This window comes from Aeromonas sp. 1805 (assembly GCF_013085525.1).
In the GTDB taxonomy this organism is placed as follows: Bacteria; Pseudomonadota; Gammaproteobacteria; order Enterobacterales; family Aeromonadaceae; genus Aeromonas; species Aeromonas hydrophila.
The window spans coordinates 1,195,622-1,217,500 of record NZ_CP038515.1; the positions used below are offsets into that span (position 1 = coordinate 1,195,622).

Sequence of the window (21,879 nt, forward strand, 5' to 3'; positions counted from 1 at the left end):
GAAATCGCGGCGGGACAAGGTGCCGAGCCAGCCCTGATACGGTTGCAGCCGACAGCACAAGTGGCCGGTCTCCATCCCAAACAAAACGAGGCGCCCAGGGCGCCTCGTTTTATGGCCGCACGTCTAGCGCACGCTGGAGCAGAAGCTCACGTCGTCGCGCAGGGGGTCGTTGCTCACGCTGTGGTAGAGCTCGAAGCAGGGGCCGCTGCCAAACTCCAGCCCGGCCGCCACTATGTCACCCACATGCTCCTGCCAGCGCGGTCCGTACTGGTTGCGGTCGGTGATGAGGTAACGGGACTGGGCATAACGGCCGGCCGGGATGAGCTGGATCTCCACCTCTCCCTCACCCCGGGTCTGGGGCGGCACAGTGATGCCGATGTCGGTGCGGCACTGGGCCGGCGGTGTCACCTCCGGGTTGTCGTGGTAGATAAAGATCCACTCTCCGCCCTCCAGCCCGCGCGCAGCGGCCCACTGGTGCAGGCGGCCGCAGACGGCATCATAACCCTCGCCATAGGGACCGGTGACCCGGATATAGGCCAAAGTGCGGGCGTCCATCTCGACTGTTTTCATGGTGTTGCTCCTTGCTGATGAGTGGCCTTCAGCATAAGGGGACGGGCCATCCCATGCGTGTCCATCCTTGCTCTCCAGGTGTCCATTCTTGCTCTTGTCACTGCGAAACGCGCCCGGTGTGCAGCCATAGTAGCGACGAAAGGCCTTGGCAAAGGCCTGGGAGCTGCCTAGCCCCGCCCCCAGCGCGATGGCGGTGATGCTGGCATCGGTGTAGCAGAGCTGCCAGGCCGCCCGCTGCATGCGCAAGCGCCGGCACATCTCTCCCGGCGCCTCGCCCGCCACGGCGGTGAACACCCGGTGAAAATGGTAGAGGGAGAGGCAGGCCCGCTCCGCCAGCGCCTCGATGGAGAGATCCGGATCCTGCTCCAGCGCCCGCAGCACCGGGATGAGCCGGCGGCGGTAGTCGATCATGGCCGGATCCTCGCCATGTAGAGGGCATCCACGTACTCACCTTGGCGGAAAGCGTAGCCACGGGCCCGCCCCTCCTCGACGAAACCGAACTTGCGATAGAGCGCCAGCGCCCCCTGATTGTCGGTGTAGACGGTGAGCTCGACGCGTTGCAGGTTGAGCCAGTTGTCGGCCATCTCCAGCGCGGCCCCCAGCAGGGCAGAGCCCACTCCCTTGCCGGCCCAGTCGTCCCGCACCCCCATGCCGATACAGGCCACGTGCTTGCGCCTGGGGTTGGGCTCCATGTGCAGCGAGAGCTGGCCCACCAGCAGGCCGTCGACTTCGGCCACCAGCGCCACCACGCTGCCGCTCTCCAGCCGCTTCTGCCAGACGCCCAGGGTCGGATAGGGCAGTTGCAGGGTGCCCGCCTGGGCGTTGGGCATGGCATAGAGATCCCGCAAGGCGGGGGCATCGGCCGGTTCGGCGTGACGAATGGTGATCTGCATCTGAGGCTCCTTCTCGAAAACCTCATCATGCAGCATCAGAAGGGTCCGGTCATCCCCCCAGACCCACCCATTTGTGATGCCTATCAAAGGGCGAGGGAGGGCCCATTGGTTCCCTGGTTTTTCCTTGTTATAGACTCAAGGCTCACCAACAAGGAGAAGCACCATGAACGACAAGACCCTGCACAGTGCCAATGGCGCCCCCGTTGTCGACAACAACAACAGCCTCACCGCCGGCCCCCGCGGCCCGGTGCTGATGCAAGACATCTGGTTGATGGAAAAGTTGGCTCACTTCGATCGGGAACGGATCCCGGAGCGGGTGGTTCACGCTAAAGGCTCGGGCGCCTACGGCACCTTTACCGTGACCCATGACATCAGCGCCTTCAGCAAGGCCGACCTGTTCAATGCCGTCGGCAAGCAGACCCCGGTGTTCCTGCGCTTCTCCACCGTGGCCGGAGAGAAGGGCGCCGCCGACGCCGAGCGCGACGTGCGCGGCTTCGCTCTCAAGTTCTACACCGAGCAGGGCAACTGGGACCTGGTGGGCAACAACACCCCGGTGTTCTTCATTCGCGATCCGCTGAAATTCCCCGACTTCATCCACACCCAGAAGCGGGATCCGCGCACCAACCTGCGCAGCGCCACCGCCGCCTGGGACTTCTGGTCACGCCATCCCGAATCCCTGCATCAGGTCACCATACTGTTCAGCGATCGCGGCATCCCCAAGAGCCTGCGCGAGATGAACGGCTACGGCAGCCACACCTTCAGTTTCATCAACGACGCCAACGAGCGCTTCTGGGTCAAATTCCACTTCAAAACCGAGCAGGGCCACAGCTTCTACACCGATGAAGAGGCCGCCACCGCCGTCGGCCAGGATCGGGAAACCAGTCAGGCCGATCTGTTCAACGCCATCGAGCGGGGCGACTTCCCGCGCTGGAAGGTCTATGTGCAGGTGATGCCACAGGCCGAAGCCCAGACCTACCAGATCCACCCGTTCGACCTCACCAAGGTGTGGCCACACAGCGACTACCCGCTGATCCCGGTCGGCGTGCTGGAGCTCAACCAGACCCCGGACAACTATTTCGCCCACGTGGAGCAGGCCGCCTTCACCCCGGCCAACGTGGTGCCCGGCATCGGCTTCTCGCCGGATCGCATGCTGCAGGGACGGCTGTTCTCCTACGGTGACACCCAGCGCTATCGCCTCGGCGTCAACCACGGTCTGCTGCCGGTCAACGCCCCGCGCTGCCCGTTCCACCACGGTGCCCACCGCGACGGCGCCATGCGGGCCGACAGCAACGGCGGCGCCAGCCCCAACTACCAGCCGAACCGCTTCGGCACCCAGCAGCCGAGCGAGCAGCACGAGCCGGCACTGAGTCTGGAAGGAGCCGCCCTGCACTACGATTTTCGCGACTACGACAGCGACTACTACAGCCAGCCGGGCAACCTGTTCCGGATCATGGACGAGGGGCAGCGCTCGCGCCTCGCCGCCAACCTGGCACGTTCCCTCGTCAACGTGGAGGATGACGCCATCGTCGCCGCCCAGCTCAAGCACTTCGAGCAGGCCGACCCCGAGTACGCCAAGCGGGTCGAGCTGGCGCTGGCCGCTCTGCAGCGCTAAGCCGCAGGCAGCCAACATCTGCAAAAGCAAAACGGGGGCCTGCTGGCCCCCGTTCTCGTCATTACGGTATTTGATAGATAAAAACGGAGCCCAGGGCTCCGTTTTCACTGCGGTACCCATCCCGGACGCAGCGCCCTCGCGCTCTTCCCGCTCCCTTGCCAACAGGCGTTTGTACCACCCGTTACGGCAAACATGCTGTGCATGGGCAGAGTGTCACAGTGATCGTCTGCGGTGATGAATAAAAAAACAGAGCCCAAGGCTCCGTTTTCACTGCTGTATCAATCCCGGACGGAACGCGCTTCGCGCTCTTCCCGCTCCCTTGCCAACAGGCGTTTGTACCACCAGCTACTGCGACGACGTTGTGCATTGGAAGAGCGACGAGCCATTTCTTAGGTTCCAGCCAAGAGAGGAAAAGAGCCGCATTATGCGATAGAGGTCACGTCCATGTCTTTAGCTGGATCAAGAAAAGCCTCACTGACCGACGCTGATGATGCCGCTCTTCGTCGCCTTGCCGGCCGCATCCGACGCCCTTTGCGGCTCGCGCCAGGCCAGTGGCCCGTTGCTCTCCAGCTCGTTTTGCGGGGCGCACTCCAGCCAGCTGTCGCCCTGCTGGATCCTGGCCCCCAGCGAATACTTCTGATCCTGATACCAGCAGACTCGCTCCGGCAGCGAGCCCAGTGGCAGCACCAGTTCTGCTCCCACTTCCGCCCGCTTCGGCTCTGCCGCCACGCCAGTGCCGGTCGCACCGCCCAGCAGCGCCAGCCACAGCCAGCCACCTACCCTCTTGCCCAGATACATGATGTCTCTCCTTGCTCGATAGAAGGTTCAGGCGACCGGAAACGACACAAACTTGATTAATAAGCAGCGCCCTCGCTGGCATTCCCAAGCCAATATGATAGCCTGCCAGCGCCTGCTCATGCCCGTCAAAACAGGTGCAGGAAAACCCCGGTGGATTTGTCGGTTCTCGACGAATATAACCTTATTAATCAAATCGTTATTTGGATATTATCCCAATGCGTATCATGCCGTTGCTCCAGGCGGCCTGCCTGAGCCTGATGTTGTCCGCCTGCGTCGCCCCCCTGTTGATGATGAGCCCCACCAGCCAGCTGATGTGGGCCCTGCTCAAACCCCTGGTCGGCTTCGACCCCAATGAAGCCAACCTGTTTGAACAGCCGCTGATCAAGGACCGGATGACCAGCATCCTCGGCCCCAATTACGACAGCACCATGCAGTTGCTCAAGACCGCCAACGAGCTGCAGCAGGAGGGGCCACTGTTCTACGTGGTCTCCCGCTATGCCCCCGTGCCGGACGTCGCCAAGCAGGCCGGCATGGTGTGGAACTCACAGACCAACCAGATGTCCGTCATGCTGCTCAAGGGGGACGGTACGCCCCAGGTCTTTGGCGAGAACCTGGCGGCCGGCGCCCCGAGCTGGCCAACCGAGATGCAGAACTGGCAGACGCAGGGCAATCCGGCGACCAGCGCGCTCACCGGCGCCACCAACAGTCTGACCGGCTCGGCGACCAAGAGCCTGACCGGCGCCGCCACCACCAACTCGGTATTTGGCAGCGTGCTGGGTTCCCTGCAGCAGGGCGCCAGCAAGACCATGGCTGACACCACCAAGCAGGTCGTGAACGGCGCCGCTACCTCGGCCCAGCAACAGGCCGGCAAGGCAGCCAGCAGTGCCACTGCTACCGTGCAGCAGCAGGCCAGCAAGGCCGTGACCGAGCCCGCCAAGCAGGCAGTCAGCAGCGCCACTGCCACCGTGCAGCAGCAGGCCACCAAGGCCGTGACCGAACCCGCCAAGCAGGCGGCCAGCAGCACCACCGCCACCGTGCAGCAGCAGGCCACCAAGGCCGTGACCGAACCGGCCAAACAGGCGGTCAGCAGCGCCACTGCCACCGTGCAGCAGCAAGCCACCAAGGCCGTGACCGAGCCTGCCAAGCAGGCGGGCAGCAACGCCACTGCCACCGTGCAGCAGCAGGCCACCAAGGCCGTGACCGAACCGGCCAAGCAGGCGGTCAGCAGCGCCACTGCCACCGTGCAGCAGCAGGCCACCAAGGCCGTGGCCGAGCCGGCCAAGCAGGCGGTCAGCAGCGCCACTGCCACCGTTTCCACCAAGGCCGTAACCGAACCAGTCAAGCAAGCGGCCAGCAGCCACACCGCTACCGCAACAACGGCGGCGGATGCGGCTGCCAAGGCCGAGGCCGCGCGCGCCGCTGCCGAAGCCGAGATGGAAGCCCTGCTCAAGTAAGCCCCTCACCAGGCCATCGCAAGATGGCCTGGCTGTTTTCCACCCCCTCGCTCCCCACCACAACCCCTCACCGCCCACGCTACCGGGCGCGGGAAATCATGAACTTCTCGACATAGCCCCCTAAACTGGAAAGACGATTTGTTGCAAGGAGTGCTGCCATGTCGCGTCTGCTCAGCCTGATGATCTGCTGCTGTCTTGGCACAGCCCTGCCCGCCTCGGCGTTCACCTATTACTCCGAGCAGAACATGCCGTTCAACGGCCAGGATGAACAGGGCAACAGCACCGGCCTGGCGGTGGAGCTGCTGAGGCTGATGTGGCAGGAGATGGGCGAGCCGGAGCAGCCCATCCACTTCATGCCCTGGGCCAAGGCCTGGTACCTGCTGACCCAGCAGCCGGATGCGGTGCTGTTCACCACAGCCCACACCCAGGCGCGGGATCCCCACTTTCTCTGGGTCTGCCCCATCAGCCACTCGCGGGTCTCGCTGGTAGGGCGCAAGCGGGATGCCCCCAAGGTGACCGGCAAGGCCGATCTGACCAAGTTGCAGATCGGGGTCATGCAGGCGGATGTGGGGGAGCAGCTGCTGCTCAACCGGGGCATCAGCCCCGCCAACCTGATGTCGGTGGAGCGCATGGATCAGGTGGTGCGCCAGCTCATCATGGCCCGCACCGATCTGGTGGCCGGCAACGAAGTCATGCTGTTCCACCAGGCAAGGCAGCTCGGCTTTTCGTCCGATACCTTCGTCACCGTCGCCACCCTGGCGGATCAGGACAACTGCTTCGCCTTCAATCCGGCGGCGGACAAGCAGCAGGTCGCCCGCCTGCAGCAGGCGCTCGACAAGGTCAGACAGGGGGAGGCCTTCAAGCGACTGATCGCCCGCTATCAGGATGTGGTGCAGTCACCGCCGGCGGATCACCTGCCCACGATCGAATAAACCCAAGATACAAACAGGCCACCCGAAGGTGGCCTGTTTCATGGTGCAAGCCGTTCACTGGAAGTGGTGGTCGTGATCGGACTTCTTGGTCTCGGCACTTTCGCTGTGCTCGATCGCGGTGCGAATCAGGTCTACCCCGGCGCGGATGATCAAGACCCCCATGTTGACCAGCTTGACGCAGACCCACATGAAGGTGATGAGCAGGATCAGCTTGAGCACGGTCTGGAACGCCTCCAGGAAGTTCTGCTCCAGCTGGCCGGTCAGGCCGCTGGCGCTGGTCATCAGCCAGGTGTAAACCTCGCGCACGAAGGGGATGCGGCTCGGCATCTCCAGCACGTCCAGCGCGGCAGGCAGGGCCTGGAAGATGACGATGCTGCCGAACAGGATCAGGATGACGCCGATGGCGATACCCAGAAAAAAGCCAAACTGTTTCATGGAAGGTCCCAAGGTTTGCTGCATGAAAATAACATAGCTGCCAATACTAGGGACTGCCTCTCCCCACGGCAATCCTTGCGCAGCCAGCCGGCCCCTCGTCAGGCCGCCCCAAGTCGCGAAGCCAGACCGGAAACCATTGCCCAACTATCTGATTTCTGTGACGCTTGTGCCCATTCTCCCTCACTCGTCAGGCGGTCATGTCGCGCTACTGTTTTTTGCTGCTCTGTCTCCTGCTGGCGGGATTGCCCGCCCTGGCCGCGCCAGGCGCCGCCGTCTGCGTCGTCAAACATCAACAACAGCTGTTGCTGGTACAAGACAGGGTCTCGTCCCGCTACAGCCTGACCGGCGGCTACATAGATGCGGGCGAGACGCCGCAGCAGGCGGCGCTGCGGGAGCTGTACGAAGAGACCGGCCTGCGGGGCCGGGTCATCGCCGAGCTGGGGTCATGGCAGCGCGCTCTGCTGTTCGCCTGCCAGACTCTGGAACCCATTCGCGCACAGACCGGTTCTGGCTTTGTCTCCCTGCTGCGGGCCCCCAATCTGGGCGGCGAGATCCTCAATGCCAGGCTGATCGCTCCGGCCCGGTTGCCGGATGATCAGCGCCGCTTTCCGGCGCAGCTCGACTGGCTGGCCCCCCAACTGGCCACCATTCCCGACAGCCCCGTGCTGTGGCTGCCCGATTTTCGTGGCGAGGGCAATGCACTGCACCGAATGGAAGTGCCGCTGATCCACCAGTTGCAAACCTGGCTCGGTGCCCAGGTGCGCTGGCTCGAGGTCAGCAACCTGTTCGGTTCAGCCGCCTTTCAGCTTGCCCTGCTACCCTTGCTGCTGCCCTGGCTGGGCTGGCCCCGGGTGCGCCAACTGCTGCTGGCCATGCTGACCCTCACCCTGCTGGTGCAGGTGGCCAAGGAGGGGATTGGCTGGCCCAGACCCTTCCACCTCGATCCCACGCTGGCACAAGGCAGCGCCCAGGGCTTCGGCATGCCGAGCGGCCACGCAGCCTCGGCGCTGCTGTTCTGGGGCGTATTGCTCAGAGGGTGCTGGCCCGCCACCCCCTGGCGCAGCACCGCCCTGGCCCTGCTGCTGGCCACCCTGACCGGGCTGGCCCGGGTCTGGCTCGGGGTTCACTTCCTGTCGGATGTGGCGGCAGGCCTGCTGCTTGGCGCCTTGCTGCTGGCTCTGCATCCCCGCCTCGCCAACCTGGCGGCCAAGCAGTGGAGCTGGGCCGGGCTCACCCTCGCCTGCACACTGGCCGCCGGGTGGAGCCAATCCTCGGCGCTGGCGGGCCTGGCCACCTTCAGTCTGGGGCTGACCCTCGGCATGCTGTTGCCGCTGCCGCGCACAACGCAGACCGGCTGGCGTACCCCGCAGCTGGCGCTGCTCGGCGGCCTGCCGCTGGGGGCGCTCTGGTGGACACTGCCGCTCTGGCTGACCAGCTCCTGGCTTATTCTGCTCGGCCAGTGGCTGCTTTATTGTTGCCTGGGGCTCTGGTTGAGCGCCGGCCTCTGGTGGATACTCTCACTCGTGAATAATGACCCGCTACCCAAGGGCCCAGGCCCTGACAAGGGATTGCTATGAATATGAAAAAAGTGGATTTGGCCAAGATAACCCTGGGAGTGCTGTTCCTCAGCCTCCTCATCGTCTCCTGCTTCATGGTGCTGCGCCCCTTCCTGCCCGCCCTGGTGTGGGCCACTATGATCACCATCGCCACCTGGCCGCTGATGCTGATGGTGCAGCGCCTGCTGTGGGGCAAACGCGCCCTGGCGGCCCTCAGCATGACCCTGGTACTGCTGCTGATGTTCGTCATCCCGCTCTTCATGGCGCTGGCCAACGTGGCGGAGAAGGCCCCTATGCTGATTGAGCTCGGCACCACCATCAGCCACTCCCCGCCTCCCGAGCTGCTCTGGCTGCAGCAAATACCGCTGGTAGGCGGCAAGCTCTACGACTTCTGGCAGCAGATCCTCGCGAGCGGTGGTCAGGTGCTGTTCGCCAAGCTGGCCCCTTATTTTGGCCAGACCGCCCGCTGGCTCGCCTCCCAGGCTGGCAACCTGGGGCTGCTGTTCGTCCACTTCCTGCTGACCGTCGGCATCTGCGGCCTGCTCTACCACTCGGGTGAAGTGGTGGCGACCGGCATTCGCCGCTTCGCCCACCGGCTAGCCGGCGAGCGCGGCGACAACGCCACCGTGCTCGCTTCACAGGCGATCCGCGCCGTGGCCATGGGGGTCGTGGTGACCGCACTGGTGCAATCCTCGGTGGCAGGGCTGGGTCTGCTGATTGCCGGCATCCCCTACACCATGATCCTGGTGGTGGTGATGTTCCTGCTGATCGTCGCCCAGATCGGCCCCTTCCCGGTACTGCTGGCCTGTGTCGGCTACCTCTACTGGAGCGGCGACACCACCTGGGGCACCTTCCTGCTGGTCTGGTCGCTGCTGGCGGGCACCATGGACAACTTCCTGCGCCCCTTCCTGATCAAGCGCGGCGCCGACCTGCCGCTCATCCTCATTCTGGTGGGGGTTATCGGTGGCTTGCTGGCGATGGGGATCATCGGCCTGTTTATCGGCCCCGTGGTGCTGGCGGTGGGCTACACCCTGCTGGATGCCTGGATCAAGGAGGATGACCACCCGGCCGGCGACAAGGTGGCCACCCCACCTCATGACAAGGCATTGCCATAAGGCCAAACGCCGCCCGAGAGGGCGGCGTTGTTGTTTTAGAGGCAAGAACCAAGGGGGATGCCCGATTCCGGCATAGAACCAAAGTTCGAACGTTTTGAGCCAAACTCGAACCAAGGTTCGAGCTAGCCCTTTTCCCCCCTGTTCCCTCTCGCTGCCGCCCACCACAATGGCGCCATCATTCAGGAGGAACAACAGATGAACGAATTGAGAGCAACCCGCGCCCTGATCAGTGGCGGCGCAAGCGGGATTGGACTGGCCATCGCCGAGGCGCTGGCGCGGGAAGGGGTGGAACTGGTGCTGGCCTCCCGTCGCCACGACCTGCTGGAACAAGAGGCAGCCCGCCTCTCTGCGCGATACGGGGTAAGAGTCCTCCCTTTGGTGCTGGATGTCTGCGACGGTCCCCAGGTACGTACCCAGCATGTCCGGGCCAGCGCACTGCTCGGCCCCATCGATCTGCTCGTCAACAACAGCGGGGTCGGCAGCGATTATCTGGTGCAGGACCTGCCGGAATCCGAGTGGGACAGGGTGATGGACACCTGCGCCAAGGGCAGCTTCCTGCTGACCCAGGCTTGCCTGCCGGACATGCTGTCGCGGCGCCACGGCACCATCATCAACATCGCCTCCCAGGCCGCCAAGCACGGCTATGCGAGGGCCAGCGTCTACTGCGCCGCCAAATTTGCCGTATTGGGCTTTGCCAAGGCGCTGCGGGAAGAAGTCCAGCATCAGGGTATTCGGGTTCACACCCTCTGTCCCGGCCTGGTCCAGGTGCCGCCACCAACCTGTCCTGATGAGCGAAAACCCGGTTGGTTGCAGGTTGAGGATCTGGCCGAGGCCGTGCTCTACACCCTGCGTCAACCCGCCCATGTGCAGTTGGACGAGATCGGCATGACAGGCATCTGAGGACTATTTGAGGGCAATGACAGGGGCGCCGATGCGCCCCTGTCAGCTCATTGGCAAAAGAGGCTCAGGCCGGCTGGTGCAGGGTGATGCAGTGAATGCCGCCGCCACCGGCGGCGACCGGATCGATATTGATCTGCACGATTTCGCGACCCGGGTAGAGGCGGGTCAGCAGCTCGTGGCAGTAGCTATCGGCGGCCTTGTCGCCAAACTCGGGGGCGATCACCGCGCCATTGATCGGCAGATAGTTGATGTAGCCGGCGGCAAAATCCCGGCTACGGCTGAAACGGTTGTCCCGCCCGTCCAGCGGTGGCGGCAGCACATGCAGCTCCAGCTTGTTGCCGTCCGCATCGGTGGCCTGCTTGAGGATGGCCAGATGCCGGCGGGTCACCTCGTAGTCGTGAGACTGGGGGTCGTTGTCCAGATTGACCACCACCACCCCGGGGCGCACGAAACGGGCGTAGAAATCGACGTGGGCATCTGTGATGTCCTTGCCCTTGATGCCGGGCAGCCAGATGATTTTGCGCAGCCCCAGATTGGCCTTCAGCTCCGCCTCCAGTTGCGTCTTGCTCACCCCCGGATTGCGGTTGCTGTTGAGCCAGCAGCTCTCGGTCAGGATGGCGGTACCGTTGCCATCCACCTCGATGCCCCCCCCCTCGCCGGTCAGCTTGCTCTGCAGATAACGGACTTTGGCCTGCTGGCTGACCAGCTCGGCGACGCCGGCATCCTGTTCGTGCTCCTGCTTGTCACCCCAGCCGTTGAAGTTGAAATCCACCAGCCCCAGCTCCCCTTCGCCGCTCTGGACGAAGACGCCACCGGTATCCCGCAGCCAGATGTCGTCCAGCTCGGCGACGACAAAGCGGGTGTTCTGCTCGCCGCAGAGCTGACGGGCCAGCGCCTGTTCGGTTTCGCGGCAGAGCACATTCACCTGGGTATAGGGCACTATGGCCTGCACCAGCCGACCTATGGTGGTCTGCACCGCCGGATAGTCGCTGCCCCAGATGGCCTCGCTGGCGGCAAACGCCACCCAGACCCGGGTCTGAAACGTCGACTCTTCCGGCATGTAGAAGCGGGCGTCTGCCGGGCTGGCGACAGTTGCGGCGGCCTTGGCCCTTGGCAGCGTACCCAGCCCGACCAAGGCGCCGAGGGCTGCCAGCTGTTTCAGAACATGGCGACGGGATGACATGAGATGACTCCTGTGAAAACGGGCTCGAACCTGAGCGTCCTGGCCCAACAAAAGGGGGATCAAAAACAAGCGCTGTTAATCGAATCACGCTGAGTAATAGACTATCCGCTGCATGGATGGCGAACAAACGATCGATTTTCCGTAAAAGTGATAAGTGGAGCTAATCAATGGTGTTCAAGCAGTGGCCCCCGCTCAACGTGCTGCGGGGCTTTGAGGCGGCGGCCCGACTCGGCAGTTTTCATCAGGCGGCGCAGGCGCTGCACCTGACCCAGTCCGCCATCAGCCAGCAGATCCGCTCGCTGGAGGAGCTGCTCGGCCAGCCGCTGTTTCACCGGCAGGGGCGCTCGGTCACCCTCACCGATGCGGGGCAGGATCTGCTGGAGACCACCCAGAGCGTGCTGCTGCAGCTGGCGATGGGGATCCAGCGGCTGGAGCAGTACCGCAAGCCCAACCAGCTGGTCCTCAACACCAGCACCGCCCTCGCCCGCCACTGGCTGCTGCCGCGGCTGGGGGCCTTTCATCGCGCCCATCCCGAGGTCGATCTCTGGCTGTTCACCAGCGACGAAGAGCCCGACATGGCCGAGCAGACCATCGATCTCGCCCTGCGCTGGGAGCTGGCCCCCCAGGCCGAGTGCCGCCACCAGCTGCTGCTGGCAGACCGCCTGCTGCCGGTGGCGGCCCCCGCCGTGCTGGCGCTACCTGCGACAGAGCGCACCACCCTGCACGGGGAGCGGGAGCTGGACTGGCACCACTGGACCCTCAAGGGCGGAGAGGATCTGCAGTTGCAGACCCGGGGGCTCAACTTCTCCGATCCCGGCCTCTTGCTGGACGCCGCCTGTCAGGGGCTCGGCATCGCCCTGGTGAGCGAGCGGCTCTCCCGTCCCGCTCGTCAGCAGGGGCAGCTGTTGCCGCTCTCTACCCACAGGGTCAAGGGGCCGCAATGGCATCTGCTGGTGCATCAGGAGAGCGAGACCATGCCGGAGTGCCGCGCCTTCTGTCGCTGGCTTGAGTTGCAGTTTGCCGACCCGGCTCCCGCCGAGGATGGTTTGCCATCCCTCTGAGGCAGGTCACTGAATCGGGCCGGCAAGGGTGGTTAAATGGGCGTTCGTCTCTTTGCCGGATCTTGTCGTGACCATCCTGTCCGCCTCCATGCCGCCAGCCCGGGCCTGGCCTGACTATCTGCAAGCCTCCTGGCTGCGCTGCGCCCACCAGACCAGCGCCACCCTCTGGCATCCGCCCCACAGCGCCAAGGGCCAGACCCTGCAGAGCCTGCGCCAGCGCAAGCGCGACCTGCTCACCACCGGCGAGATGGCGCTCGAGGATCTCTACGAATTCATGGAGGGGCGTCCCTGCGCCCTGCTGCTCACCGACGAGAGCGGCTGCCTGCTGGCGCGCACCGGCCATCCCGAGACGCTGGCGGAGCTGGAAACACTCGGCTTCGGCCTCGGCGCCTTCTTCAGCGAGGGGCGCATCGGCACCAATGCCATCAATCTGGCTGCGCTGGAGGGGATGCCGCTCTGCGTCAGCGGTACCCAGCACTTCAACCAGACCCTCCACCCCTGGCACTGCTGCGCCAGCCCGGTCTACAACAGCAACGGCCGTCAGGTCGCCATCATGGCGCTGACCTGCAAGGTGGAGGAGGCGAGCGCCGGCGATCTGGCGCTCACCGTCAGCGCCGGGCGCGAGCTGGCCCACCTGCTGCAGATGGAGACCCTGATGCAGGAGTCCCAGCACCACCTGAGCGAGCTCTACGCCCTGCTCGACGGCATGGATGATGGCGTGCTGGCCTGGGACCCGCAGGGTAGGCTGCGCTACCTCAACGCCCTGGCGGCCAGGCGACTGCGGCTCGACCCGGATCTCTGCCTCGGCCAGCCGCTGGAACAGCACCTGCTGCTGCCCCAGCGCTTGCAGCTTGCCATCAAGGGGCAGACCACCCTGAGCCATGTGGAGGTAACCCTGGAGCGGGTGGGCGGGCAGGAGGCGGAGTTCATCAGTGCGCTGGTGAGCCTCAAGCCGTTGCCCGGACCGGACGGCGTCAGCTTTATCGTGCTGCTGCACCCAGTCGATCGGCTGCGGGCCATCCATCAGCTGCGCCAGACGGTGCCCGAACTCTCGGCGCTGGTGGGCGAGTCGAGCGCCATGCGCAAGCTGCTGCGTTACGCCAGGCAGGCGGCCCAAAGCCCGGGCCCCATCCTGCTGCGCGGCGAGGAGGAGGTGGGCAAGGCCCAGTTGGCGGAGGCGATCCACTTCGGCAGCGAGCAGGCCGCCGGCCCGCTCGTCACCCTCAACTGCCAGGCGCTGCCGAGCGAGCGGATGGCGCTGGAGCTGATGGGCTCTGACGAAGCGGGACAGGAGCGGGCCGGCAAGTTCGAACTGGCCCACGGCGGCACCCTGGTGCTGGAGCAGGTGGAGTGCCTCTCCCCTCCCATGCAGGCGGCGCTGCTGCAACTGCTCAAGACCGGCCGCCTCCAGCGCTTCGACTCGGCCCGCATCCTGCCGCTCAAGGTAAGGATCATCGCTACCAGCAGCGCCGCGCTGGAGCAGAAGGTGCAGGAGGGGCACTTCGGCCGTCAGCTGCTCTATGCGTTGCAGGCGTGCGAACTGTGGCTGCCGAGCCTGCGCGAGCGCACTGCCGATCTGCCCGGCCTCATCAGCCAACAGCTCGGGGCGCAGGGACGCGAGCCGGGGCGCCAGTTCAGCCCGGCGGCCCTCGACTGCCTGCTCGCCTACCCCTGGCCCGGCAACCTGGGGGAGCTGCGCAGTGCCATCGAGCATGCCCTGCTCCACTCCAGCCAATCGCAGATCCCGCCCGAGGCGCTGCCGGCCGCCATTCGCCACGGCCATCAGCTGGTGGAGGACGAGGTGGTGGGACAACCGCTGCTCACCCTGGCCGAGCTGGAGCGGCAAGCCATCCTGCGCTGCGCCCACGCCTGCAAGGGGCAGGTGAGCCAGATGGCCCAGCAACTGGGGATCGGCCGCACCACCCTCTGGCGACGGCTGAAACTGCTCGAGATCGATCCCGCCGACTATCACGGCTGACGCCGGCCCGAGCTGTCGCCAACAGGCCCGCTGAAAACGAAAAGGCCCCGCAGATGCGGGGCCGTTTTTATATAGCCAGATCAGCCGTGGCGCGGTTACAGCCCCAGCTGGTGGGCGGTGACGATGGCCGCCAGCACGTCCTCGGCGGTGACCTTGAACGGCATGTTGTGGATGGTCTCCCCTTCCGCGGTGGAGGCCTTGGCCACGTCCATCAGGCGCGCCATGTCCAGCTCCTTGACCCCCATCATATGCAGGTTGGTGGGCAGGCCGATCGAGCGGCAGAAACCCAGCACGGTTTCGATCTCCGCCATCGGCGCGTTCTCCAGCACCAGCTGCACCAGGGTACCGAACGCCACTTTCTCACCGTGATAGAGGTGGTGACACTCGGCCAGCTGGGTCAGGCCGTTGTGAACGGCGTGGGCGGCGGCCAGACCGCTGCTCTCGAAGCCGATACCGCTCAGATAGGTGTTGGCCTCGATGATATTCTCCACCGCCTTGGTGCAGAGCCCCTGCTCCACCGCCAGCTTGGCCTTGTAGCCATCGGCCAGCAGGGTCTTGTAGCAGAGCTCGGCGATGGCCTGGGCCGCCAGGGTGGAAGCACCACCGGCCATGGTCTTGCAACCGGACACCTTGTTGGCACGCGCCTCGAAGTAGGTGGAGAGCGCATCCCCCATGCCGGAGACCAAGAGCCGCACCGGGGCGCGGGCGACCACGCCGGTATCCATGACGACCATGTTGGGGTTGGTCGGGATCATCAGGTACTCGCTGAACTGCCCTTCCGGGGTGTAGATGACCGCCAGCGCACTGGTGGGGGCATCGGTGGAGGCGATGGTCGGTACTATGACCACCGGCACCTGCTGGTAGAAGGCAACCGACTTGGCGGTATCCAGCGTCTTGCCGCCGCCGATGCCGATGATGACGTCAAACGGGGTCTGCTTGCAGCGCGCCAGCAGGCGGTCTATTTCGGGGCGGGAGCACTCGCCGTTGAAGCAGTCGAACTCGGGCTGGATGCCAGCCCCGTGGAAGCTGGTGGCCACGGTATCGCCAACCAGCTTGGTGACGAAGGCGTCGGCCAGAATGAGTGGCTTGGCGCCGAGCGCCTTGACGTAGTTGCCGATGTTGGCGAGGGCCCCGTTGCCTTGCACATATTTGCTGGGGCTGATGATGATGCGGTCCATATTTTATCCCTCTCTCTAGTTCATAAGACATCTTTTGAAACTAACAGGGGCGAAGGGGCGGCAGTGCCGGGGACTCCTTCGTCTTGAATGGGGCTGCACCGGCTCAGCAAGCGGGTGCAGCGCCTTGAAACAGTGGCGTCAGTCGCCGAAGCGCTCCGCAGCCAGCTGCTGGAAGCAGGCCAAGGCGGCCTCGGCATCCTCCCCGCGCGCCAGCAGGGTGAGCCGGTCACCCTGGCGCACGTTGAGCATGGTGAGCCGGGTCAGGCTGCGGGGGTTGGCCTCTTTATCCTCTTTCTGCAGCCTGAGTTCGGCGGTGAAAGGCTTGAGTGCCGCCACCAGGCGGGCAGCGGGGCGCACGTGCAGGCCGTGGGGATTGTCCACCACCACCTCGCAGCGCAGCCAGCCGTCGTCAGGGGCAGGAGTGCCCTCGACAACCTGCGGCTCCACCTTGCCCGGCAGCATCGCCTGTTTCGGGCCCAGCGCACCGAGCGCCTCGGCGGCCACCTCGTCCAGCGTCAGGCCAGATCCGGCCGCCACCACGGCGGCCAGGGTGCCCTCGACCAGTGGGGCCGGGCAGAGCCGCACCCGGGCACTCAGCTCCGGCGGCAACAGCTCGAGGGCGGTCTCGGCGCTGAGCAGGGCGCTGCCCAGATCCATCAGCACCAGCACGCCGCTGCCGTCGTCCGCTTCTTCAATCGCACTCATCACGGCGATGGCGTCGGTGCCGATGGGGTGGTCGGGGTCATCGACCCCGGCCGCCAGCAACAGTTTCGCCGGGCTGCCCAGCTGGTCGGCCAGCGCTTTCAAGCCGGCTGCCAGCATGACGCTGTGAGAGACCACTACGATTCCGATCATGTCACAACCTCGCTCTGTCACGCAGGGCGGTCAGCAGCAGCAGGGTCGAGGTGGCCCCGGCATCCTGATGGCCGATGCTGCGCTCGCCAAGATAGCTGGCGCGCCCCTTGCGGGCCTGCATCTGGATGGTGGCCTCGGTGCCGGCGGCAGCGGCAGCCACCGCCTTGTCCAGCGCCTCGGGCAGCGGCAAGCCTTGCTGCTCTGCCTGCTGCAGGGCGGCGAGAGCTGGCCACCAGGCGTCGCACATGGTCTTGTCACCCGGCTCGGCGCGACCGCGCGAGACGATCCCCTCCACCCCGTCGCTCAGCATCTTGCCGAGCTGGCCGAGGGTCAGGCTCTGGCAGGCATCGCTGCTGGCCGCGGCCCGGATGAAGAAGGTGCCGTAGAGCGGGCCGCTGGCGCCACCGACCGAGGAAAGCAGGGTCATGCCGGTGGTTTTCAGCACCTGACCGATGTCTTTGTCCGCCACCGCCGGCAGCTTCTCGGCCACCTTGGTAAAGCCGCGCTGCATGTTGAGGCCGTGGTCGCCGTCGCCGATGTCGGTATCCAGCGCCGTGAGGTAGTCACGCTGCTCGGTGAAGATATGCTCGCAGTCGAGCAGCCAGTTGACGATCTGATGTTTGCTTAGCATGGGAATGAAGGCTCCTTAGCAGCCACGACGCAAGGCCGGGGTGTGAACGGGGGCATCCCACAGGGTCATCAGCTCGTCATCCACCTTGAGCAGGGTGATGGAGATGCCGGTCATGTCGAGGGAGGTGCAGTAGGGGCCGATCAGGTTGCGCACCAGATGGATGCCCGCCTCTTCGCACAGGGTGGCGAGACGACCATAGACGCCGTAGAGCTCGGAGATGGGGGTACCGCCCAGGCTGTTGACCAGTGCGATGACGCGATCGCCCTTGTTGAACGGCTCGATGAAGGTGTGCTCCTCCTGCCAGCTGCCGGAGGCTCTGTCCCAGTGACGCAGGGTTCGGCCATAGGGAGTGTTGTCCGCCAGTTCATTGAACATGTCACCCACCAGGGTGTCGAGATTGGTGAAGGGACGGCGTGCTATGCCCGGCTCGCCATGGATGCCCACGCCAAACTCCATCTCGTTGTCCGCCAGGGTGAAGGAGGGCTTGCCGGCAGCCGGCACGGTACAGGCGTGGGTAGCGACGCCTATGGTACGGCTCTGGTTGTTGATGCGGCGGGCCAGCGCCTCGCAGCGCGCCAGATCGTAGCCCGCCTCGGCGGCAGCACCGACCAGCTTCTCGCACAGCACGGTCGTGGCGACACCACGACGGCCGGCGGTATAGAGGCTGTCTTTGACCGCCACATCGTCATCGATGAGGGCAAAACCTACCTTGACCCCGTCCCCGTGCAGCAGCTCGACTGCGGTCTCGAAGTTGAGCACGTCGCCGGTGTAGTTCTTCACCAGAAACAGCACGCCGGCGCCACCATCGACCGCCTGGCCGCACTCATACATCTGATCCGGGGTCGGCGAGGTAAAGATCTCGCCGGGGCAGGCGCCATCCAGCATCCCCTTGCCCACCAGACCGCCGTGCATCGGCTCGTGGCCGCTACCACCGCCGGAGACCAGCGCCACCTTGCCCATCACGGGGGAGTCGGCACGGGTGATGTAGTGTGGCTCGATACGGACCTTGAGCTCGGGGTGGGCGGCCGCCATCCCCATCAATTGTTCACGGACCACGGCATCGACGGCATTGATCAGTTTCTTCATGGCTCACTCCTTGGCTTGCCACCACACGGGTAGGCAGATGGTTGATGGAGCCAGTCTAACGACAGAAATCAGGATAAAAATAACCGGGAGTTTGGTTCGGATTTGAAACAGCAGAAGGGTGGTCGGCGTTTCAATCTGAAACAGTGCCGAGCCAATATAAGGAAAACTGTTAGCCGTCTCACAGCCAACAAAAAGGGCCCCCGCAGGAGCCCTTCACGTAAACCGGGAGTCTTAGATGGCCCAACCACCGGCATAGAAGATCACCAGTGCCACGGCGATGATCACGGTGCCGATGTTGAGCTTCTTCCACTCGGCGGCAAACAAGCGACCGACGACCAGCGCCACGAAGCCCAGCATGATGCCGGTAACGATGTTGCAGGTGAGCACGATAAAGACGGCGCACAGCATGCCGGAGAGCGCATCGACCGAGTCGTTGAAATCCAGTTTGGTGACGTTGCCCAGCATCAGCAGACCGACGTACATCAGCGCAGGCGCGGTGGCGTAGGCCGGTACCAGATAGCTCAGCGGCGAGAGGAAGATCATCAGCAAGAACAGCACGCCGACCAGGGCGGCGGTCAGACCGGTCTTGCCACCGGCGGCGGTCCCGGCGGCGGATTCGATGTAGACGGCAGCCGGTGCACCACCGACGGCGCCCGCCACCATGCTGCTGACGGAGTCGGCAGTCAGCGCCTTGCCGCCGCTGATGATGTGGCCACGCTCGTTGATGAGGCCCGCCTGACCGGCCACGGCACGGATGGTGCCGGTGGCATCAAACACCGCGGTCATTACCAGTGCCAGTACGGTGGGGATGACCACCGGGTTGAGGGCGCCCAACAGATCCATGCTGCCCACAAGGGAGCCTTTCTCGCCAGTCAGGCTCGGCATGGCGAAGAAGCCCTGCCAGGTCACTTTCGGATCGAACACAAGGCCGAGAATGGAGATGGCGATGATCACCATCAGGATGCCGCCCGGCACCTTGCGACGCTCCAGACCGAAGATGGCAGCCAGACCCAACACCGTCATGATGACCGGGAAGGCGGTGACCTCACCCAGCTGCACCGGCAGACCGGCCCCTTCGTTCTTGATCACCATGCCGACGCCGTTGGTGGCGATCAGCAGCAGGAACAGACCGATACCGATGCCGGTGCCGTGGGCGATGCCGGAGGGCAGGTTGTCCAGTATCCACTGGCGCACGCCAGTGACGCTGATCAGGGTGAACAGAACACCCATCAGGAAGATGGCGCCCAGCGCCACCGGGATGCTCAACCCCTGCCCCAGCACCAGGCTGAAGGCGGTAAAGGCGGTGAGGGAGATGGCGCAACCGATGGCCATCGGCAGCTTGGCCCACAGACCCATCAGCAGAGAGCCGAAGGCGGCGATCAAGCAGGTGGCGACAAACACCGGCCCCTGTTCAAAACCGGCGGCGCCCAGCATGTTCGGCACCACTATGATGCTGTAAACCATGGCCAGGAAGGTGGTCAACCCGGCCAGCAACTCCTGGCGCACGCTGCTGCCGCGCGCAGAAATGGAAAAATAAGAGTCCAAAAAGCCGCCGTTCCCTGATTGGGCGGCCATATCTTGCTTTGCCATAACTTGTCCTGAAAGTGTGAAGGAAATCGTTTGCTTTCGTGGCGCGCAAAATAGCAAGAATTTGTCGGAATTGCAGCGAATTCCCTGACTTTTTCATCAAAATGGTCGTAATCGTTCTCGTTCGGACACGGATCTGCTTGCCTGCCTGTCACGGATCTCACCTTTACCCACCAGGCTCGCTCCTATACTGCAGAGAACCACTCGCACTGCCAGACGGGAGATACCCATGCACACGCGCAATCTGCTGAACGATATTCCCTCGCCACTGCCTACCGAACTCTTTCAGGATCTGGTCAGCACCAACCACCTGCGGATCGAACGCATCCTCTCCCGCGGTCATCACACCGCCCCGGGAGAGTGGTACGATCAGGATGAGCATGAGTGGATCCTGGTAGTACAGGGGGAAGCCAGCCTGCTGTTCATCGACCCACAAACCCAGCAACAGCAGCTGGTACAACTGGGCCCTGGCGATCACATCAATATTCCTGCCCGCCAGAAACACCGGGTGGAATGGACCCATCCCGACATGACCACCGTCTGGCTCTGCGTGTTTTACTGAGTCGTATGAGGACAAAAGAGGAAATTCGGGGAAATGAGTACGGTGTCGGAAACGAAAAAAAGCCCAGTCGTTAGACTGGGCTTCTTAAGTAGTGGCGGAGCGGACGGGACTCGAACCCGCGACCCCCGGCGTGACAGGCCGGTATTCTAACCGACTGAACTACCGCTCCGCTGTCTGGTTAGCTTTTTGCTAAATTGTCTGCCGCTTCATTGAGGTGTCATCCTCGCAGCCAGTAATGTGATTCTTCACATCACTGTTTGATTGGGTGCCTGGCAGTGTCCTACTCTCGCATGGCGAATGCCACACTACCATCGGCGCTACCGCGTTTCACTTCTGAGTTCGGCATGGGTTCAGGTGGTTCCACGGCGCTATGGCCGCCAGGCAAATTCTTCAATCTAAGAAAGCTGACGTGAATAACAACTGTCACCTGGTGAGGTGGTCGCTATCACTGAATTAGTAGTTCACTCATTCGCTACAAGGCCAGAAACACTTCTTGGGTGTTGTATGGTTAAGCCTCACGGGTAATTAGTATGGGTTAGCTCAACACGTCGCCGCGCTTACACACCCCACCTATCAACGTTGTGGTCTCCAACGGCCCTTTAGGACCCTCAAGGGGTCAGGGATGACTCATCTCAGGGCTCGCTTCCCGCTTAGATGCTTTCAGCGGTTATCGATTCCGAACTTAGCTACCGGGCAGTGCCACTGGCGTGACAACCCGAACACCAGAGGTTCGTTCACTCCGGTCCTCTCGTACTAGGAGCAACTCCCTTCAATCATCCAACGCCCACGGCAGATAGGGACCGAACTGTCTCACGACGTTCTGAACCCAGCTCGCGTACCACTTTAAATGGCGAACAGCCATACCCTTGGGACCGACTTCAGCCCCAGGATGTGATGAGCCGACATCGAGGTGCCAAACACCGCCGTCGATATGAACTCTTGGGCGGTATCAGCCTGTTATCCCCGGAGTACCTTTTATCCGTTGAGCGATGGCCCTTCCATTCAGAACCACCGGATCACTATGACCTACTTTCGTACCTGCTCGACCTGTCCGTCTCGCAGTTAAGCTGGCTTATGCCATTGCACTAACCTCCTGATGTCCGACCAGGATTAGCCAACCTTCGTGCTCCTCCGTTACTCTTTGGGAGGAGACCGCCCCAGTCAAACTACCCACCAGGCACTGTCCGCGACCCGGATTCACGGGCCTGCGTTAGAACATCAAACATACAAGGGTGGTATTTCAAGGACGGCTCCAGCGCAACTGGCGTCACGCCTTCAAAGCCTCCCACCTATCCTACACATGTAGGTTCAATGTTCAGTGCCAAGCTGTAGTAAAGGTTCACGGGGTCTTTCCGTCTAGCCGCGGGTACACCGCATCTTCACGGCGAATTCGATTTCACTGAGTCTCGGGTGGAGACAGCATGGCCATGGTTACACCATTCGTGCAGGTCGGAACTTACCCGACAAGGAATTTCGCTACCTTAGGACCGTTA

19 protein-coding genes, 1 tRNA gene and 2 rRNA genes (1 of these 22 running past the window's edge) are annotated in these 21,879 nt (G+C 63.7%); 9 read left to right on the plus strand and 13 right to left on the minus strand.

What is annotated here, in order from left to right; all coding sequences use genetic code 11:
• Positions 1-123 precede the first annotated feature (123 nt).
• Together E5E96_RS05715 and E5E96_RS05720 are read right to left on the minus strand one after the other, a co-directional pair.
• Positions 124-981 carry a GyrI-like domain-containing protein gene (locus E5E96_RS05715; protein WP_044800995.1) on the minus strand — a complete coding sequence of 286 codons (858 nt, stop codon included), beginning with the start codon at positions 979-981 and terminating at the stop codon, positions 124-126.
• Complete coding sequence (locus E5E96_RS05720) at positions 978-1,463, minus strand: GNAT family N-acetyltransferase (protein ID WP_166464751.1); 486 nt, start codon at positions 1,461-1,463, stop codon at positions 978-980. The genes E5E96_RS05715 and E5E96_RS05720 overlap by 4 nt, the downstream gene beginning before the upstream one ends.
• Before the next feature lie 163 nt (positions 1,464-1,626).
• Here E5E96_RS05720 and E5E96_RS05725 point away from each other — a divergent pair, with 163 nt between their 5' ends.
• Entirely contained in the window at positions 1,627-3,075 is a 1,449-nt protein-coding gene (locus tag E5E96_RS05725; protein WP_171281716.1) for a catalase, read from the plus strand.
• 471 nt (positions 3,076-3,546) lie between these two features.
• Here the strand turns inward: E5E96_RS05725 and E5E96_RS05730 are convergent, their stop codons facing one another.
• On the minus strand, positions 3,547-3,873 hold the full coding sequence (locus tag E5E96_RS05730) for a YnjH family protein (protein ID WP_171281717.1): 327 nt from the start codon (positions 3,871-3,873) through the stop codon (positions 3,547-3,549).
• Between the two features lie 215 nt (positions 3,874-4,088).
• On the opposite strand from E5E96_RS05730, the gene E5E96_RS05735 reads away from it, so the two are divergent.
• Positions 4,089-5,327 carry a hypothetical protein gene (locus tag E5E96_RS05735; RefSeq protein ID WP_171281718.1) on the plus strand — a complete coding sequence of 413 codons (1,239 nt, stop codon included), beginning with the start codon at positions 4,089-4,091 and terminating at the stop codon, positions 5,325-5,327.
• Between the two features lie 158 nt (positions 5,328-5,485).
• Positions 5,486-6,259, plus strand: a complete 774-nt coding sequence (locus E5E96_RS05740; RefSeq protein WP_011707679.1) for an ABC transporter substrate-binding protein — start codon at positions 5,486-5,488, stop codon at positions 6,257-6,259.
• Positions 6,260-6,313: 54 nt separating this feature from the next.
• On the opposite strand, the gene E5E96_RS05745 is transcribed toward E5E96_RS05740, so the two are convergent.
• Entirely contained in the window at positions 6,314-6,694 is a 381-nt protein-coding gene (locus tag E5E96_RS05745; RefSeq protein ID WP_162498739.1) for a hypothetical protein, read from the minus strand.
• Positions 6,695-6,891: 197 nt separating this feature from the next.
• Between E5E96_RS05745 and E5E96_RS05750 the strand changes: the two genes are divergently transcribed.
• From E5E96_RS05750 to E5E96_RS05760, 3 genes are all read left to right on the plus strand, one after another.
• Positions 6,892-8,271, plus strand: coding sequence for a phosphatase PAP2 family protein (locus tag E5E96_RS05750; RefSeq protein ID WP_171281719.1), 1,380 nt, complete (start codon positions 6,892-6,894; stop codon positions 8,269-8,271).
• Complete coding sequence (ydiK, locus tag E5E96_RS05755) at positions 8,268-9,365, plus strand: AI-2E family transporter YdiK (RefSeq protein ID WP_171281720.1); 1,098 nt, start codon at positions 8,268-8,270, stop codon at positions 9,363-9,365. The genes E5E96_RS05750 and ydiK overlap by 4 nt, the downstream gene beginning before the upstream one ends.
• Before the next feature lie 195 nt (positions 9,366-9,560).
• Positions 9,561-10,265, plus strand: coding sequence for an SDR family oxidoreductase (locus E5E96_RS05760; RefSeq protein WP_171281721.1), 705 nt, complete (start codon positions 9,561-9,563; stop codon positions 10,263-10,265).
• A 64-nt stretch (positions 10,266-10,329) separates the two neighbouring features.
• Here E5E96_RS05760 and E5E96_RS05765 read toward each other — a convergent pair whose 3' ends face one another.
• Positions 10,330-11,448: an agmatine/peptidylarginine deiminase gene (locus tag E5E96_RS05765; RefSeq protein WP_171281722.1), complete on the minus strand. Its 1,119-nt coding sequence runs from the start codon at positions 11,446-11,448 to the stop codon at positions 10,330-10,332.
• Between the two features lie 167 nt (positions 11,449-11,615).
• On the opposite strand from E5E96_RS05765, the gene E5E96_RS05770 reads away from it, so the two are divergent.
• Both E5E96_RS05770 and dhaR read left to right on the plus strand, forming a co-directional pair.
• Positions 11,616-12,509: a LysR family transcriptional regulator gene (locus E5E96_RS05770; RefSeq protein WP_171281723.1), complete on the plus strand. Its 894-nt coding sequence runs from the start codon at positions 11,616-11,618 to the stop codon at positions 12,507-12,509.
• A 67-nt stretch (positions 12,510-12,576) separates the two neighbouring features.
• Positions 12,577-14,487, plus strand: coding sequence for a dihydroxyacetone kinase operon transcriptional regulator DhaR (dhaR, locus tag E5E96_RS05775; RefSeq protein WP_171281724.1), 1,911 nt, complete (start codon positions 12,577-12,579; stop codon positions 14,485-14,487).
• A gap of 95 nt (positions 14,488-14,582) precedes the next feature.
• Here the strand turns inward: dhaR and E5E96_RS05780 are convergent, their stop codons facing one another.
• From E5E96_RS05780 to E5E96_RS05800, 5 genes are all read right to left on the minus strand, one after another.
• Entirely contained in the window at positions 14,583-15,665 is a 1,083-nt protein-coding gene (locus E5E96_RS05780) for a glycerol dehydrogenase (protein WP_171281725.1), read from the minus strand.
• Between the two features lie 138 nt (positions 15,666-15,803).
• Positions 15,804-16,520, minus strand: coding sequence for a dihydroxyacetone kinase phosphoryl donor subunit DhaM (dhaM, locus tag E5E96_RS05785; RefSeq protein ID WP_171281726.1), 717 nt, complete (start codon positions 16,518-16,520; stop codon positions 15,804-15,806).
• A gap of 1 nt (position 16,521) precedes the next feature.
• Entirely contained in the window at positions 16,522-17,151 is a 630-nt protein-coding gene (gene dhaL / locus E5E96_RS05790; protein ID WP_016352257.1) for a dihydroxyacetone kinase subunit DhaL, read from the minus strand.
• 15 nt (positions 17,152-17,166) lie between these two features.
• On the minus strand, positions 17,167-18,237 hold the full coding sequence (gene dhaK / locus E5E96_RS05795; protein WP_045525822.1) for a dihydroxyacetone kinase subunit DhaK: 1,071 nt from the start codon (positions 18,235-18,237) through the stop codon (positions 17,167-17,169).
• A 231-nt stretch (positions 18,238-18,468) separates the two neighbouring features.
• Entirely contained in the window at positions 18,469-19,827 is a 1,359-nt protein-coding gene (locus tag E5E96_RS05800; RefSeq protein ID WP_016352259.1) for an NCS2 family permease, read from the minus strand.
• A 226-nt stretch (positions 19,828-20,053) separates the two neighbouring features.
• Here E5E96_RS05800 and E5E96_RS05805 point away from each other — a divergent pair, with 226 nt between their 5' ends.
• On the plus strand, positions 20,054-20,386 hold the full coding sequence (locus E5E96_RS05805; RefSeq protein WP_011707692.1) for a cupin domain-containing protein: 333 nt from the start codon (positions 20,054-20,056) through the stop codon (positions 20,384-20,386).
• A 92-nt stretch (positions 20,387-20,478) separates the two neighbouring features.
• Here E5E96_RS05805 and E5E96_RS05810 read toward each other — a convergent pair.
• The 3 genes from E5E96_RS05810 to E5E96_RS05820 all read right to left on the minus strand — a co-directional run.
• Positions 20,479-20,555 (minus strand) — tRNA-Asp (locus tag E5E96_RS05810).
• A gap of 98 nt (positions 20,556-20,653) precedes the next feature.
• Positions 20,654-20,768, minus strand: a 5S ribosomal RNA gene (gene rrf, locus E5E96_RS05815).
• Positions 20,769-20,890: 122 nt separating this feature from the next.
• Positions 20,891-21,879, minus strand: a 23S ribosomal RNA gene (locus tag E5E96_RS05820) (it continues 1,901 nt past the right edge of the window).